Origin of the sequence: Kerstersia gyiorum (assembly GCF_048595715.1) — a bacterium.
In the GTDB taxonomy this organism is placed as follows: domain Bacteria; phylum Pseudomonadota; class Gammaproteobacteria; order Burkholderiales; family Burkholderiaceae_B; genus Kerstersia; species Kerstersia gyiorum.
The window spans coordinates 444406-459689 of sequence record NZ_CP169556.1; the positions used below are offsets into that span (position 1 = coordinate 444406).

Here is a 15284-nt window from a genome sequence, read left to right on the forward strand (position 1 = left end):
CGTGTAGGCGGGGATGATTCGCTCAGGAAGACATGCGGCCGAATTCGGCCAAAAGCAGCCAGTAAGAGAAAATGAAAGCGGACGCTTAGCGCATGCGCTGGCGCCTAAACCTTCTGTGCGATGCTTTCGACTAACTCTTCGAGAGTCGAACCGGCGATAGTATTTTCGTTACGCCAGTCAGCTCTCGCCCGCTTCTGAACGGAGTAACCCTCGTCACCACTGACGATCCTGTAGCTAGTCTTGGCAATAAGTGTTGGACAGCCTTCGATCACCCGCCAGTCGGGAACAGACGGACGAACATCATGGATCTTGGCCATGAACGCTGAGGCGGTCTGAAAGCGTTGTGCTGCGTCAACGTGGCAGGCCTTGTTAATGATCCGGCGAATTGACTTTGGAACCCAGGGTGGTAAGGACGTGAGGTCTGTCGCTTTTCCCGCCGCGATCTTTGCCTTGATACAGCGGTCAATAAAGTCTCCCTTATCCGACGGCGTTGCGAGCGTCTCTAACTGAACGAGTTCCCGCCTGTTTAGCCACGCGAGGCCGTCGTATGAAAGCGTTCCACCGAGTAGCTGGTAGAGGACCAAACCGCATTGATAGATGTCTCCGGGAATACCGTACGAGTTAGTGATTACTGTTTCCGGCGGTCGATAAGCTAGCGAATGGCTTGATGCAGGAATTGTTGAGGCTGCCTCGGGCAATCGCTTCACTGAGCCGAAATCGCCAATGACAACGGAACCACCTTCAGTCAAGTACAAGTTTGCGAGCTTAATGTCGCGATGGAGGAAACGACTCCCATGAAGATGGCTCAAACCCGAGAGGGTTTGATACGTGTACTCAAGCGCCGCCTTCAATCCCAGTGGGCTTGACTCCAGAACAAGGTCTAGATCGCCGCCAGTACAAGTGGGGGTCATGAAGTACGCCCACTTTGCATCGATGAGCCCCGCGTCCAGAATTTTGAGGACGTTCTGTGCGTCAATCTGGGCAAGTTGTCGGGGCTCAGCGTGGTACTCTGCTTTGCCACCCCAGTAGTAGTACTTGAGAGTGACGAGCGTACCCGTTACGCGGTTAGTGCCAAAGAAGACGTAGCCGTTTTCCGCCTTTGAGTCTTCGCGGTGAAACTCGATACTTTTGGAGAACTCTATCAGCGACGTCTTGATCTCAACGGGCGCGCTTGAGCCTTCGATATACAGCTTGGTCATACTTTTGGAAGGCGCTGAGCAAGCGCGGCGCAAGCGGTTCGGAATGCCTCAACTTGGTACTTGTTCAAGGTAGTAGGGATGACGAAATTGTGCCTTTTGTCCTGCGCGGCAATGGTTGGGGCTGAGATTAGCTGAACTGAGCAGTCCCGGTTGAGTTGGAAAACGCCTTCGATCTTGAAGGTTGTCGGCCCCCCGGCGAATTCCCCCTTCTTCCCGCGCTTCTTGAGCGCGACTTCGGTCAGCTTGTTGTCCCGAAGAAACCCGGCGATGAGGTCCGCAAACGAACGGACATTCTTCGCGTCGTCATCGTCGTTCAAGGCGATGCGCTTCGTTTCCGTCGGAATGTGCTTCCAATGACCATCAACAACCTCGACTACGGCGAAGATCGCTTCGCTGCCTTTGATTTCAACGCCGCAAAGGGGCATGGTGTCTCCTAGAGGTCGCAACGTAATGTATTAATCAAAACCTGCGCGATAAACTGGGCCGGGGGATACCTGGTCACGGCTTTCTCCTGGATGTGGATTGCCCCTGCGTTGGGAAACCCCGCCAGCCTCTGGTGAACAAACTATAGCAAATATGAGTTTCTAATTTTCACATTTAAAGTCGGAAGCAGAGGCATGGGCGGCTGGGGAAGAGGCGCTCAAACAGTCACCTTTGGGTCGTTCTGCAACCCCAACCACCACGCAGATCGGCGTAGAACCAAAGAAAAGGCCCTTCACTCGCAGGTGAAAGGCCTTTCGTTTTTGAACTGAGCCAGGGGCGGCTTATCCGCGCTTGAACAGGCGCTCGTGCATCCATCCATCGTTGGTCAGGATGACAGCCGCCTTACCCTGGATATCTCCCTGCGTCTGTTCCGCAAAGTTCTTGTAATTGGCACGCATGCCTTCCGATTTGGCCCAGTCATCTGCACCTTCTACCTTGTAGCGGTAGTTCACCTGCGACAGCTTTACGCCCATCATGTCGCTGGGTTCGGTGAAGTTGCTCACTTCCACAACGGTGTACTTGCCGGTGCAGAAGGCATCTTGACCAGCCATCGTATTGGCACCATTGGCGACGAGGAATTTCTTGCCGGTGTCAGTGATTTGGTACTCGGTGGCCGGCTCCATCTTGTTGCCAAACATGGCTTTGACTTCGGTGTCTCGCTTCGTCAGCAGCCCGGCATCGACCAGCGCGTCGGCGCGCTTCTTGTTCTGACCGCCCAGCATGTCTTGATTCGCCAGGGTGAACGGCAAGCCCTTAGCAGGAATCGCAGCGCATAGACCCTTTTGAGTGTCCAGGTATGCCTGTATGGCCTTGCTGAAGTTGCTCTTGTTGGCGTCTTTGGCGCTGCCGCACGCGGCAAGGGTAAGGGCAAGGCTGCTGATGGCGACGATCTTGATAGCGGTATGCAAAACTAGCTTCCTCCGTAGGTTAAGACAATCGGTTATTCATTATGGCAACGCGATGGAGCGATTATGCGTTGTTCTCTGTTTGGGAGTCGGCCTCACTCCGTTGTTTAGAAGTGGACGGCGCGCGACGCGCGAGGCGGTCCAGCTTCTGCACCAGGTCTTCGGCCCGCAGGTGCGTATAGCGCTTGAGCATCTGCATCGACTTGTGGCCGCTGATGGCCGACACCTCCTGATCGCTCAAGCCGGCTTCCACGAACCGGCTGACAGCCTCGTGCCGCAGGTCGTGAAAGCGGAAGTCTTCAAGGCCCGCCGCCCGCTTGGCATCGGTCCATGCTTTGTCGAACAGGTAGGGGCGTCGTATGCCATCCCGGCCGGGTTCGCCGAAGAACACCAATTCGGTTTCGGCCGGGCGCACGGGGTTGGCAAGTGCCTCGGTGAACACGTGCGTTGCCTCGGCAGTCAGCGGGACGGTACGAGGCGAAGAGTTCTTGGTGTGCTCCAGCCGGACGACGCGCCGCTCGATGTCCACTTGCCGAATGCGCAGCGTGGCAATTTCAGACAGCCGCATGCCGGTCTGAACGGCAATACGGACAATCCAACCGAACATCGGGTTCGAGTGCTTATCCACGGCTTGCAGCAGGCGGTTCTGCTCTTCAGGAGTCAATCGCCGGTTGCGGCCCGAGCCGGGGGCCGGGCGGCGAATGTTGGATACGGGATTGAAGGGCAGGCCGATGCCCCATTCCTTGATCGCGACGGTGAACAGGTGGCCCAACAGGGCCAGTTCCAAGCGTACCGTGTTGTTACTGCGAGGCCGTAGCTTGCCATTCTTGTCCGGGTCGCCGGCCAGTCGCATGTCACGGAACTGCGCCACGATCTCGGCGTTCAGGGCTGCCAGCGAGTACTTGCCAAGATGCCGGATGATGACCTGCGCCTTCTTGTGCTCGCCGGCTTGGGTCGATTCCCGCTTGGTGGGCGTGACTTCCTTGAGGTAGCGGGTCAATGCCGCTCCGACGGTCATGCGCTCGGCCGGCGCTCGCTGGATGTATATGCCGCGTACCATTTCGTCTTCGGTACGGCGCGCCCAGTCTTCGGCGTCCCGCTTGGTGCGGAACGTCTTGGCCGTGGTCGGCCAGCCTGTCTTGCGGATGAGGGCTTTCCAAGTGCCCGAGGAAGTCTTAACAATCGTAGCCATGAGTACTCCGTATGGGGCTAGCGCCGCATCACTGTACCGAAACTGTACCTGACCACAATTTTAGGAAAATCCCCCGGTGCGGGGCTTGTACTTCGAAATCTTCTAATGGCTTGAATTAGCAGAAGATTTGGAGATGGTGCCCGGGGCCGGAATCGAACCGGCACGCCTTGCGGCGGGGGATTTTGAGTCCCCTGCGTCTACCAATTTCACCACCCGGGCAGGTTGGTCGCGAACACGTAAGATGTGCTGCGGGAGATGCGAAGACGATAATTATATGTGGTTTACAGCAGATTGGCCAAGTTCCGCGTGAAATTTGCTGTGCCCCGGCTGGTTTTTGGTTCTCGCGGCCTTTCCCATGAAAGGCTGGCGAGAACCAAAATACCAACTGCGCTTCATAGGCGGCTCTCTATCCGCAGCGCCGCTTTGAACGCTTATTTCTTTTCCGGCAGGAACCAGTTCAGCAGCAGGGCGCTGATGCCGCCCGTGGCAACGCCGGATTCCAGGACGTTTTTGATGGCCTGGGGCAGGTGGCTGAGGATTTCGGGTACCTGCGATACGCCCAGGCCCAGCGCCAGCGAGACGGCGATGATGAGCAGGGCGCGGCGGTCCAGGTCGATGCCGGCCAGGATGTTGATGCCCGATGCCGCCACTGCGCCGAACATGACCATGGCGGCGCCGCCGAGTACGGGTTCGGGAACGGCCTGGAGGATGCCGGCCACGCCGGGGAAGAGGCCCAGTACGATGAGCATGCCCGCGATCCAGATGCCGACGTGGCGGCTGGCGATGCCGGTGAGCTGGATGACGCCGTTGTTCTGCGCGAAGACCGAGCTGGGGAAGGTGTTGAAGACGCCAGCCAGCAGGGAGTTGGCGCCGTTGACGAGTACGCCGCCTTTGATGCGCTGCATCCACAGCGGGCCTTCCACCGGTTCGCGCGAGACTTTGCTGGTGGCGGTGATGTCACCGATGGCTTCCAGCGAGGTCACCAGGTAGATGATCAGCATGGGGACGAAGAGCGACCAGGAGAATCCCAGGCCGAAGTGCAGCGGCGTGGGGATCTGGAACAGCGCTGCTTCGCGGGCGCCGGTGAAGTCCAGGCGGCCCATCCAGCCAGCCACGAGGTAGCCCAGCACGAGCGCCAGCACCAGTGCGGTGCTGCGCACCCAGACGACGGGAACCCGGTTGAGTACGATGATGGCGCCCAGTACCAGGCCGGAGAGGATGAGGTTTTCGCCATTGGCGAAGGTGCCGTTCTGCATGGCGCCGTAGCCGCCGCCCATGCTGATCAGGCCGACCTTGATGAGGGTCAGGCCGATGAGCAGGACGACGATGCCGGTGACCAGCGGCGTGATGAGGCGCTTGACGAAGGGCAGGATGCGCGAGACGCCCATTTCCACGAAGGAGCCAGCGATGACGACGCCGAAGATGGCCGCCATGACGGCTTCGACCGGCGTGCCTTGCTTGACCATGACGCTGCCGCCGGCAATCAGCGGGCCGACGAAGTTGAAGCTGGTGCCCTGGACGATCAGCAGCCCTGCGCCCAGCGGGCCGAAGCGGCGGCATTGCAGCCAGGTAGCGATGCCGGATATCACCAGCGACATGGATACGATGAGCGTGGTGTCGCGGCTGGAGACGTTCAGCGCCTGGCAGATCAGCAGGCCGGGCGTGACGATGGGCACCAGGATCGCCAGCAGGTGCTGCAGCGCGGCGATGAAGGCAACGGGCGGGGCGGGGCGGTCGTCAGGGCCGTAGATCAGGTCCTGGCGTGGCGCATCCTCGGGCGCGGCAGGCGCGGCGGTATGGGGGAGGGGAGCGGTAGGCATGGCGGATGGCCGTTCAAAGCGCCGCATTTTAACGGCCTGGGCGCGTTTGCGGCCAGGCTTGCGGGTCTTTCCGGGCCTGCAGCCCTTGAAATCGCTGCGGTTTGTCCCCATAAACACAGGATTCCGGTGTTGCCCGCTGTGGCGGCCGCCGTTTTCCTATCAATTTTCAAGTGTCAGAAAGTACGATGAGCCAAAACGCGACGTCCCCCTCTTCCGAAACCCTGGGTTTCCAGGCCGAGGTGAAGCAACTGCTGCACCTGATGATCCATTCCCTGTACAGTAACAAGGAAATTTTCCTGCGCGAGCTGGTTTCCAATGCGTCGGACGCCTGCGACAAATTGCGCTTCGAGGCAATCGACCACCCCGAGTTGCAGGAAGGCGGCGCCGATCTGGAAATCCGCGTTGATTTCGATAAGGAAGCCCGCACGGTCACGATTTCCGATAACGGTATCGGCATGTCGCGCGACGAGGTGATCGCCAACCTGGGCACGATTGCTCGTTCCGGCACCAAGGAATTTTTCTCGCAACTGACTGGCGACAAGCAGAAGGATGCGCAACTGATCGGCCAGTTTGGCGTGGGTTTCTATTCTTCTTTCATCGTGGCCAGCAAGGTGGTGGTGACGACGCGCCGTGCTGGTTTGCCGGCCGATCAGGCGGTGCGCTGGGAGTCCGCCGGTGAGGGCGAGTTCTCCGTGGCGCCGGCCGAGAAAGCCGGCCGTGGCACCGAGATCGTGCTGCACCTGCGCGAGGGCGAAGAGGAGTTTGCCGACGGCTGGCGCCTGCGCAGTATTCTGCGCCGCTATTCCGACCATATTTCCCTGCCCATCCTGATGCGCAAGGAAAAGTGGGACGAGGAAAAGAACGAGCAGATCAAGGAAGACGAGTGGGAAAGCGTGAACCAGGCCAGCGCCTTGTGGACGCGCAGCAAGTCGGATATTACCGACGAGCAGTACCGCGAGTTCTACAAACATGTGTCGCATGATTTCGAAGACCCGTTGGCCTGGACCCACAACCGCGTGGAAGGCCGCAGCGAATATACGCAGCTGCTGTATGTGCCGCGCCATGCGCCGTTCGATATGTGGGACCGCGATAGCCGCCATGGGCTGAAGCTGTATGTGCGCCGCGTGTTCATCATGGAAGACGCCGAACAGCTGCTGCCGTCCTATCTGCGTTTTGTGCGCGGGGTGATCGACTCTGCCGATCTGCCGCTGAATGTGTCGCGTGAAATCCTGCAGGAAAGCCGCGATGTGAAGGCCATCCGCGATGGTTCGACCAAGCGCATTCTGTCCGTGCTGGAAGACATGGCGGAGAACAAGAAGGACGATTACGCGGTGTTCTGGGAGGCCTTCGGCCAGGTGCTCAAGGAAGGCGTGGGTGAAGACCAGACCAACCAGGCGCGCGTGGCGGGCCTGATGCGCTTTGCCTCGACGGCCGGCGAAGGCGCTGCGCAGATCGTGTCGCTGGCGGATTACATCGGCCGCATGAAGGAAGGCCAGGACAAGATTTACTACCTGACGGCGGACAACTACACCGCCGCCGCCAGCAGCCCGCACCTGGAGCTGTTCCGCAAGAAGGGCATCGAGGTGCTGCTGCTGACGGACCGCATCGACGAGTGGATGCTGTCCTACCTGCGCGAGTTTGAAGGCAAGCAACTGGCGTCTGTCGCCAAGGGCGGCGTGGATCTGGAAAAGCTGGCCGACGAAGACGAAAAGAAGCACCAGGAAGAAGTGGCCGAGAAGTTCAAGCCGCTGGTCGAGCGTCTGCAGGCTGCACTGGGCGAGAAGGTGAAGTCGGTGCGTGTGACGGCGCGCCTGGTGGATTCGCCTTCTTGCGTGGTGGTCGAAGAAAACGAACTCAGCCCGCATCTGCTGCGCATGCTGAAGGCAGCAGGCCAGGAAGCGCCGGTGATCAAGCCGGTGCTGGAGATCAACCCGGATCATCCGTTGGTGGTGCGCGTGGGCGAAGCGGACGACGCGAGCTTCAATGATTGGGCCGAGCTGCTGCTGGGCCAGGCCCTGCTGGCCGAAGGCGGCCAGCTCAATGACCCGGCCGAGTTCGTCAAGCGCCTCAATCAGTTGCTGCTGCAACGCTGAGCGGCATGACCCGGCAGCTCCCTGGCGGGGCTGCTGTGCTGACAAGGAGCCGCCAAGTTCGGCGCCATGGCAATGAATCCAGGGCTGCCTGCCGGCAAATACCGGCAGGCAGCCCTGTTTTTTTGCGGCGTCTCCCTGTTTGGGGCGTCAGTGGCTGCCGCGCACCAGGTTGACGGTCCAGATGCCCAGCAGCATGAAGATCAACGAGCCGCAGACGTGCACGGTGATCATGCCGGCGGACCAGAGCAGCTGGCCGTTGCGCAGCAGGGTCAGCAGTTCGCCGGTGAAGGTGGAGAAGGTCGACAGGCCGCCGGCCAGGCCGGTAATGATGAACAGGCGCCAGACGGTAGGCAGTTCGGCGACGATACTGGCATAACCGATGGCGCAGCCGATGATGTAGGCGGCGATCAGGTTGGAGGCCAGCGTGCCCATGGGAATTTGGGGCAACAGGTTGTTGAACAGCGCACTGAGGCCGAAGCGCGCCAGCGCGCCGAGGGCAGCGCCGGAACTGATGGCCAGGACGATGGTTAAGGCATTCATGGCGATGGGCCGGGAAGGATGGAATGCGCCCGGCGGGCAGGAAGCTGCGCTTGCAGGCGCGGCCGGCGGGATCGTTGCTGCTTGGTCCTGGCGCCGGTCTGCCGGGCACCTGTTTTATTTTTAACGCTTTTCCAGGCGTTTTCCCAGCTTGGCGTGTGCATCGCAGCACCAGGTTTCGCCACCCTTGAGCATGGCTTCGGAGCGCGGCAGGTAGATGTGGCAGTGGGCGCAGCGCACCATGGATTCCTTGGCGCTGGCAGCGGGTCCGGCGCTCGGGCCCGCTTTGGTGCCGCGGGCGCTGCGTGCGCCAGCCTGGTCCCGGCTTTTTAGCTTATGCGTGGCCAGCAGCCGCGCGACGACCATTGCGCCCAGGATGATGAGCAGCCAGAAGAGTATTTTTCCCATGGTTCACAGGTTCCCTTGTAGGGCGACATAAAGGGCGAACCCGCCGCCCAGGTAGATCAAGGCGAGAAAACCGGCGCCCGCCAGTGTCCAGCGCACGGCAACGCGGCCGCGCCAGCCCCAGACACGGCGTCCGATCAGCAGGATGCCGAACGTGAGCCAGGCCAGCAGCGTGAAAATGGTTTTCAGGTCCAGCGGTAGCGCCTGGCCTGTCAGGGTGGCGGAAATCAGCGCACCGGACACCACGGCCAGCGTGAGAGCGCCAAAACCCAGCGAAATCAGGCGAAACAGCAGTTTTTCCTGGATCAACAGCGGTGGCATGGCGTCCAGGGCGCGGGCGAACAGGGCGTCGAACCAGTTGTTGCCGATATTGCGCGATGGCGCCTGCAATTGGCGATCCAGCAGCGTCATGAGCACGGCCTGCAGCGCGGCGATGATGACCAGCCCGTAGGAAGCCAGAGCGATCAGCAGGTGCGCGCGCAGCCAGGGTTCGCTGGCCGGCAACACCGGGTAGGTGATCGGGGCGATGATGGGCACGAAGGCGCTCAGGGCGGCCGTCGGATATAGCAGTAGTTTCAGGCCGTCTAGCGGTTCGCGCAGACTTTCCAGCCAGAAAATGATCATGCCTAGCCAGAGCGAGGCCGAGGCGGCGATGGCCCAGTTGATTTGCAATGCCGGGCCGGCCAGCATGTCCTGTTGCAAGCCCAGGCCATGCAGCAGCAGCGCCAGCGGCAAGCCGTAGCGCGGTTCGCGCGGCTGCCAGGGCTCGGCTTCGGCTCGGGCCAGCGAGCGCCAGGCATGCAGCGTCAGACTGGCGTAGAGCAATGTGGCCGCTACGTGAAATACAATGTCGTAAGGCATAGATGCCATTATGCAGAGACAGGTTACGGCAACCGTACCGAATGACGGCCTGCCGGACCAACTGATGAACCGATAAGTGTAAGCGAAACCCTTGCCATGCTCGACAATCTTACCCAGCGCCTTTCGCGTGTGGTCAAAACCCTGCGCGGTGAAGCGCGCCTGACGGAAGCCAATACGCAGGAAATGCTGCGTGAGGTGCGCCTTGCCCTGCTGGAGGCGGACGTTGCCTTGCCTGTGGTCAAGGATTTCGTGTCCCGGGTCAAGGAACGCGCACTGGGCGCAGATGTGGCCGACAGCCTCAACCCCGGCCAGGCGCTGGTGGGGGTGGTGCACAAGGTCCTGACCGAACTGATGGGCGGCGATCTGGGCACTGAAGCCGGCGAGCTGTCGCTTGCGGTGCAGCCGCCCGCCGTGATCCTGATGGCGGGCCTGCAGGGTGCCGGTAAAACGACTACGACCGGCAAGCTGGCGCGCTGGCTGGCCGAAGGCGGCCATACGCATGGCGGCCGCAAGACGGGCAAGAAGAAGGTGCTGGTGGTCAGTGCCGACGTTTATCGTCCCGCCGCCATCGAGCAGTTGCGTACCGTGGCCGAGCAGGCCGGTATCGACTGGCTGCCGTCCGATCCCAGCCAGAAACCGCTGGATATCGCCAACAATGCCGTCGACCATGCGCGCCGCCATCACTACGATGTGCTGATTCTCGATACTGCCGGCCGCCTGGGTATTGATGAAGCCATGATGCAGGAGATCAAGGCGCTGCATGCGGCGGTGTCTCCGGTGGAAACCCTGTTCGTGGTCGATGCCATGCAGGGCCAGGATGCCGTCAATACCGCCCAGGCGTTCGCCAATGCGCTGCCGCTCACCGGCGTCGTGCTGACCAAGCTCGATGGCGATGCGCGCGGTGGCGCGGCGCTGTCCGTACGCCATGTGACCGGCAAGCCGTTGAAGTTCGTCGGCGTGTCTGAAAAGCTCGACGGCCTGGAGCCGTTCCACCCCGAACGCATGGCGCAGCGCGTGCTGGGCATGGGCGATATCGTTTCGCTGGTGGAGCAGGCCCAGAAGAACATCGACATTGCCGAAGCGCAGAAGCTGGCCAGCAAGATCAAGTCCGGCGACAAGTTCGACCTGAATGATTTCCGCGAGCAACTGCTGCAGGTGCGTAAGCTGGGCGATATGGGTTCGTTGCTGGAAAAGCTGCCGGCGCAGTTTCAGGCGGCGGCTGGCCAGTTGCAGGGCGGGCAGGCGGAAAAACAGTTGCGCCGTACCGAAGGCATCCTGAATTCCATGACGCCGCAGGAACGTGCCAAGCCGGAATTGCTCAAGGCCTCGCGCAAGCGCCGGATCGCAGCGGGTGCGGGCGTGCCGGTGCAGGAAGTGAACCGCCTGCTGAATCAGTTCGAGCAGATGCAGGGCATGATGAAGCAGATGAAGAAGGGCGGCATGGCGAAGATGATGCGCGCCATGGGCGGCCTGAAGGGCCTGGGCCGCTTCGGTGGCTTGCGCTGACCGGCGCTGCTTCTTTCAGGCCGGACGGCCAATGTAAAAGGCAGGCACCGTGGGTGCCTGCCTTTTACTTTTTCGGCGTAATTTCCGCGTATGCCAGGCCAGCGGCGCACCGATGGCCTGGTGGTGCGCAGCGTGGGGCAGGAAGAATCAGCCGCCGCCGACTGCTACCACCAGTTCTACGATGTCGCCTTCCGTCAGCCGGGTTTGGCTGTGCAGGCTTTTGGGCACGATTTCCCCATTGCGTTCCACCGCCACGCGCTTGCCGGTATGGCCCAGGGCTTCCAGCAGGCCGGTCACGCTCAGTGCGGAATCGAATGTACGGTCTTCTCCGTTCAGTGTGATACGCATGCTCACTTCCTCCTGAAAATCAGATCCCAGACGCCGTGGCCCAGGCGCAGGCCGCGGGTTTCGAATTTGGTTTGCGGCCGGAAATCGGGGCGCGGCGCATAGTCTTGCGCGGTGTTTTCCAGCAGTTCGTTGCCGCTCAGCACTTCCAGCATCTGTTCCGCGTAGTTTTCCCAGTCGGTCGCACAGTGGATGTAGCCGCCGGGCGCAATACGGCTGGCCAGCAGCGCAATGAACGGCGGCTGGATCAGGCGGCGCTTGTGGTGGCGTTTCTTGGGCCAGGGGTCGGGGAAATAGATGTGCACGCCGGCCAGGCTATCGGGCGCGATCATGTCGCGCACGACTTCCACGGCATCATGCTGGATGATGCGCACATTCTGCAGCTCGGATTCCTCGATGCGCTTGAGCATGGCGCCGACGCCGGCGTTGAAGACTTCCACACCCAGGAAATTGTCATCGGGGCGGGCCAGCGCGATGCGCTCGGTGGTTTCGCCCATGCCAAAACCGATTTCCAGGATCTGCGGCGCCTTGCGTCCGAACAGCGCGGCGAAGTCGGCAGGCTTCGGGGTGTAGGGAATGGACCATTTTTCCAGCAGCGTTTCCAGCGCTTCGCGCTGTCCCTGGGTAATGTGGCCGCGCCGGTGGACGAAGCTGCGGATATGGGGGGTGGGGGTTTGCGGGTCTGTCACGGTGGACTCTGTCGTTATGCCGCCAAAAAGTGGCGGGGGGCAGGAATTGGGGCCAGCAAGGGCTGGCGCCTGACGGTTGGGTCGGCAGGCATCTTTGGGGCGCTATTTTAGGCTTTCGCCGCAGACTTTGGCGGATGCATGTGTGGCAAGTCTGCGGAATGGGCCTGGAACCCGCCCGAAACGGGCGGCCTGCCTGGGATGGAGGCAGGCCTGGGGCCTGGCGGTAAACACTGTGTCAGGCCTGGCTGCTGGCCAGACGCGCCAGCTCGGCCGTATCCACGGTATCACGCTGCGCGGGCAGCATGTGCTTGTGCGCGTAGCCGCGCCAGATCCTGCTGTGCAGGAAATACAGGTAAAGCTCGGTGTCCAGGTGTCCATCCCGGCACATCAGGGCCATGATACGCAAGGATTCTGACAGGGATTTGGCCGGTTTGTAGGGCCGGTCAGCAGCTGTCAGCGCTTCGAATACGTCTGCGATGGCCAGTACGCGGTCGGTAAGCGGCAATTGCCCCGCAGGCAGGCGGCGCGGGTAGCCGCTGCCGTCCATCTTTTCGTGGTGATTGGCGGCCATGTCCGGCACACGGGCCAGGGCGTGTGGCCAGGGCAGTTTCTTGAGCATGAGCAGCGTCTGGACGACATGCTCGTTGATGGCGAAGCGGTCCTCTTCGCTGAGCGTGCCGCGCCGGATGCCCAGGTTGTGCAGCTCGCCCAGGTGTTGCAGCTGGCCGGGCAGCGGCATGTCGAAGCCCAGCGTATTGGTCGGGTCGCCTGCCTCCACGGGGGGGCGGTGCGCGCCCCAGGGAATGATGTGCTCGGGTTTGTCGGACAGCAGTTGTTCCCAGGCTGGCAGCGGCACGGCGTCGGGGCGGGCGCGCTGCAGGCGCTCGGTTTCTTCCGTGGAAAGGCCCAGGCTGTCGTCGAAATGGCGTTCCCAGGTGCGGCTGCCAATATCGTGCAGGCGAGCCAGGGCCTCGTCGGGCAGGTGTTCGCTGCCGCCGTTGCACTGCGCGATGAAGCGGAAATCCTCGTGCAAGGCCGCCTGCTGGGCCTCTTTCTGCCGGCGTGCCGCTGCCGGGTCCGTGCCATCCAGTTGGGCCTGCAGGCAGGTGATTTCCGCGTCGCGCCAGAGTACTTCGAAGCGCATGCGAATCTCATGGATGCGGTTGTGGATGGTTTCCAGCTTGGTGGCTTTGTTGACGATGTGTTCCGGGCTGATGATCTTGCCGCAATCGTGCAGCCAGGCTGCCAGGTGGAAGGCGTAGCGCTCGGTTTCATCCAGTTGGAAGCTGGCATAGGGGCCTTGCTGTTCCGCAGCCAGGCTGTCCGCCAGCTGGATTGCCAGTTCCGGCACGCGGTGGCAGTGCCCGCCGGTATAGGGGCTCTTGGCGTCGATGGCGTCGGCCAGCACCTGGATGATGGCGTCGAACAGGGCTTTCTGCGATTCGATCAGCTGGCGCATTTCGATAGCCACCGCCAGCATGCTGGACAGGCGGTTGGCAAATGCCAGAAATTCCGGCGTTGCGTAGGCCGGGTCGTCCGGCTGGGCCAGGATCAGCAGGCCCTGCAGGCCGCCGTCCCGACTGCGCAGTTCGAAGCGGCCCTGGCTGGACTCCTGGCCGGCCGGGCTTGCGGCCCGGTCGGCGGTATAGGGGAAGCGTTCAGCCAGGGTGCTTTGGTCGCCGCGGGCGGCGATGCGTTCCATGATGGCTTCGTCCGGGTGCCACAGGTAGGCGGCGCCGCCCTGGCAGCGCGTGGCCGAGAGCAGTTTTTCCAGCAGTTGCTCCAGCATGACGCCGATCTGTTTTTCCGTATTCAGGATGCGGCTGGTTTCCAGCAGCGCCTCGACGGTGTCGCTGACATCGTTCACGGCGGCATTCAGTGTGTTGATTTTCTGCAGTGAAGAGGGCTGTGCGGGCAGGCGCTGGAAGTCGAAGCGCGAGAGCTGCCGGGTTCGGGCCGCGATACGTTCGAGATGGCGCGCAATGAACGAGCCGCCGCGCCAGCCCAGCAGCAGGAAGGGCAGGATCAGCAAGACAGAGATCAGAATCAGGCGCTGCTGGTGCTGTTTCAGGCTGTACAGCAGTTCATCGGTCGGCATGGCCAGCAGCAATTGCAGCGGTGCCTCGCCCAGTGCCGTGAACGGCAGGGCCAGGCCCAGCCATTCCTTGCCGTCGGCTTGCAGGGAAATGACTTCGTCGCTGCGCTCGGCATCATAAGTGCCGCGCAGGGCGCTGGCGCCGAGCTGGTCCAGGCTGGGCAGCGTCAGTGTGGCATCCCGGTCCGGGGCGGGATGGTCTTCGTCGTCCAGGAAGGCCTGCATGTCCTGGTAGAGGATGACTTCGCCCTGTTCGTCGACCAGGGCGATTTCCGTGCCTGGGGTCATGCGCAGCCGGTCCATGACAAGCATCAGGTCGTCCAGGCCGATATCCATGCCGATCACGGCCTGGCTGTTCTCGGCCCGGCGCGACAGGCTGATGCCGATTTCGCGTGACGAGAAAAAAACGTAGGGCTTGGAAATGACGGTGGACCGGGTCTGGCGGGCCGCGCTGTACCAGTTGCGTTCGCGTGGGTCGTAGATGTCGCCGGTCAGGGGGCGGGCGCCAATGTGCCGGCTGTCCGCGTCGTAGTAATGGTAGGTGCGCCGTTGCGTGCCGTCGCCCGCCGGTTTGATGGATTGCACCAGGAAGGCCGCGCCCGGTGGCGCGACAAAATGCTGGCGCAATTCGGGCGTGTTGAGCGGGCGGACAAGCAGGAAGTCGCCATTGTCGTAGGCGACATAGATGGACGTGATCAGCGGCGAGGCAATCAGCGAGGCGATCAATGCATCGACGCGTGACAGCCGGCCAGCCTCGGTGCGGGCGGACAGCAGCGGGTCGAAGGCCAGGGTGCGCAGCATGGCCGAGGCCGGCGCGGTCGTGCGCAAGGCGCGTTCGTTGATCAGCTGCCCGGTTTCACGGGCCGAGCGCCAGGCCGAATCCAGCAGGATCTGGCGCGTTCCCAGCCAGCCGGCCGCCACCAGGACGGCCGCCATCAGCACCATGGCGCTGACGATGATGCCTATGGTCGCATAGCGGATCGGGAATCCTGTGCGTGGTTTGAGAAACATGGGCCGTACGCTCCGACGGATGGGCGGCGCGCTTGCATGGCCGGCGGCGCGGCGGGAGGCCGGCGTGCGGTCTGGTGGGCGCTGATCCTGGTTTGCCAGCATCATACGACCAAATGTGTCAGGTGCCGGATGGGCCGAAGGGT

The 15284-nt window shown here is 61.9% G+C and carries 13 protein-coding genes and 1 tRNA gene; 2 read left to right on the top strand and 12 right to left on the bottom strand.

All coding sequences use genetic code 11. The features are described from left to right. Positions 1-104: 104 nt before the first annotated feature. The 6 genes from ACEW7X_RS01975 to ACEW7X_RS02000 all read right to left on the bottom strand — a co-directional run bounded on the left by ACEW7X_RS01975 (position 105) and on the right by ACEW7X_RS02000 (position 5599). The gene (locus ACEW7X_RS01975) at positions 105-1199 is read right to left on the bottom strand and encodes a serine/threonine protein kinase (RefSeq protein WP_083301379.1); all 1095 of its coding nucleotides are present in this window, start codon (positions 1197-1199) and stop codon (positions 105-107) included. Then, positions 1196-1624, bottom strand: coding sequence for a DUF3010 family protein (locus tag ACEW7X_RS01980; RefSeq protein WP_070541143.1), 429 nt, complete (start codon positions 1622-1624; stop codon positions 1196-1198). Before ACEW7X_RS01980 ends, ACEW7X_RS01975 begins: the two co-directional genes overlap by 4 nt. A 339-nt stretch (positions 1625-1963) precedes the next feature. Beyond that, positions 1964-2590: a hypothetical protein gene (locus tag ACEW7X_RS01985; RefSeq protein ID WP_420177547.1), complete on the bottom strand. Its 627-nt coding sequence runs from the start codon at positions 2588-2590 to the stop codon at positions 1964-1966. 61 nt (positions 2591-2651) lie between these two features. Further along, a complete protein-coding gene (locus ACEW7X_RS01990) occupies positions 2652-3779 on the bottom strand; it encodes a site-specific integrase (protein WP_420177548.1) in 1128 nt (375 codons plus the stop codon). A 134-nt stretch (positions 3780-3913) separates the two neighbouring features. Further along, positions 3914-3998, bottom strand: a tRNA-Leu gene (locus ACEW7X_RS01995). Positions 3999-4210: 212 nt separating this feature from the next. Continuing rightward, on the bottom strand, positions 4211-5599 hold the full coding sequence (locus tag ACEW7X_RS02000; RefSeq protein ID WP_127773073.1) for a uracil-xanthine permease family protein: 1389 nt from the start codon (positions 5597-5599) through the stop codon (positions 4211-4213). A gap of 185 nt (positions 5600-5784) precedes the next feature. Here ACEW7X_RS02000 and htpG point away from each other — a divergent pair, with 185 nt between their 5' ends. Beyond that, positions 5785-7692, top strand: coding sequence for a molecular chaperone HtpG (gene htpG, locus ACEW7X_RS02005; protein ID WP_420177549.1), 1908 nt, complete (start codon positions 5785-5787; stop codon positions 7690-7692). Between the two features lie 147 nt (positions 7693-7839). Here htpG and crcB read toward each other — a convergent pair whose 3' ends face one another. The 3 genes from crcB to ACEW7X_RS02020 all read right to left on the bottom strand — a co-directional run bounded on the left by crcB (position 7840) and on the right by ACEW7X_RS02020 (position 9495). Further along, the gene (gene crcB / locus ACEW7X_RS02010) at positions 7840-8232 is read right to left on the bottom strand and encodes a fluoride efflux transporter CrcB (protein ID WP_068371136.1); all 393 of its coding nucleotides are present in this window, start codon (positions 8230-8232) and stop codon (positions 7840-7842) included. 120 nt (positions 8233-8352) lie between these two features. Continuing rightward, complete coding sequence (locus ACEW7X_RS02015) at positions 8353-8637, bottom strand: PP0621 family protein (protein ID WP_068371133.1); 285 nt, start codon at positions 8635-8637, stop codon at positions 8353-8355. 3 nt (positions 8638-8640) lie between these two features. Beyond that, positions 8641-9495: a cytochrome C assembly family protein gene (locus tag ACEW7X_RS02020; protein ID WP_420177550.1), complete on the bottom strand. Its 855-nt coding sequence runs from the start codon at positions 9493-9495 to the stop codon at positions 8641-8643. A 96-nt stretch (positions 9496-9591) separates the two neighbouring features. On the opposite strand from ACEW7X_RS02020, the gene ffh reads away from it, so the two are divergent. Further along, entirely contained in the window at positions 9592-11001 is a 1410-nt protein-coding gene (ffh, locus tag ACEW7X_RS02025; RefSeq protein ID WP_068371128.1) for a signal recognition particle protein, read from the top strand. A gap of 147 nt (positions 11002-11148) precedes the next feature. Here ffh and thiS read toward each other — a convergent pair whose 3' ends face one another. The 3 genes from thiS to ACEW7X_RS02040 form a co-directional block, all read right to left on the bottom strand. Continuing rightward, positions 11149-11349, bottom strand: a complete 201-nt coding sequence (gene thiS, locus ACEW7X_RS02030) for a sulfur carrier protein ThiS (RefSeq protein ID WP_068371124.1) — start codon at positions 11347-11349, stop codon at positions 11149-11151. Between the two features lie 2 nt (positions 11350-11351). Next, positions 11352-12035 carry a tRNA (guanosine(46)-N7)-methyltransferase TrmB gene (gene trmB / locus ACEW7X_RS02035; protein WP_238591378.1) on the bottom strand — a complete coding sequence of 228 codons (684 nt, stop codon included), beginning with the start codon at positions 12033-12035 and terminating at the stop codon, positions 11352-11354. A gap of 235 nt (positions 12036-12270) precedes the next feature. Then, positions 12271-15141 carry an HD domain-containing phosphohydrolase gene (locus ACEW7X_RS02040; protein WP_420177551.1) on the bottom strand — a complete coding sequence of 957 codons (2871 nt, stop codon included), beginning with the start codon at positions 15139-15141 and terminating at the stop codon, positions 12271-12273. Positions 15142-15284: the final 143 nt, after the last annotated feature.

Bases quoted from the DNA above. Each gene is read 5' to 3' on its own strand.
- ACEW7X_RS01980 (WP_070541143.1), bottom strand. From the start codon at position 1,624: ATGCCCCTTTGCGGCGTTGAAATCAAAGGCAGCGAAGCGATCTTCGCC.
- htpG (WP_420177549.1), top strand. From the start codon at position 5,785: ATGAGCCAAAACGCGACGTCCCCCTCTTCCGAAACCCTGGGTTTCCAG.
- ACEW7X_RS02020 (WP_420177550.1), bottom strand. From the start codon at position 9,495: ATGCCTTACGACATTGTATTTCACGTAGCGGCCACATTGCTCTACGCC.
- ACEW7X_RS02000 (WP_127773073.1), bottom strand. From the start codon at position 5,599: ATGCCTACCGCTCCCCTCCCCCATACCGCCGCGCCTGCCGCGCCCGAG.
- thiS (WP_068371124.1), bottom strand. From the start codon at position 11,349: ATGCGTATCACACTGAACGGAGAAGACCGTACATTCGATTCCGCACTG.
- crcB (WP_068371136.1), bottom strand. From the start codon at position 8,232: ATGAATGCCTTAACCATCGTCCTGGCCATCAGTTCCGGCGCTGCCCTC.
- ACEW7X_RS01990 (WP_420177548.1), bottom strand. From the start codon at position 3,779: ATGGCTACGATTGTTAAGACTTCCTCGGGCACTTGGAAAGCCCTCATC.
- ACEW7X_RS01975 (WP_083301379.1), bottom strand. From the start codon at position 1,199: ATGACCAAGCTGTATATCGAAGGCTCAAGCGCGCCCGTTGAGATCAAG.
- ACEW7X_RS02015 (WP_068371133.1), bottom strand. From the start codon at position 8,637: ATGGGAAAAATACTCTTCTGGCTGCTCATCATCCTGGGCGCAATGGTC.
- ACEW7X_RS02040 (WP_420177551.1), bottom strand. From the start codon at position 15,141: ATGTTTCTCAAACCACGCACAGGATTCCCGATCCGCTATGCGACCATA.
- ffh (WP_068371128.1), top strand. From the start codon at position 9,592: ATGCTCGACAATCTTACCCAGCGCCTTTCGCGTGTGGTCAAAACCCTG.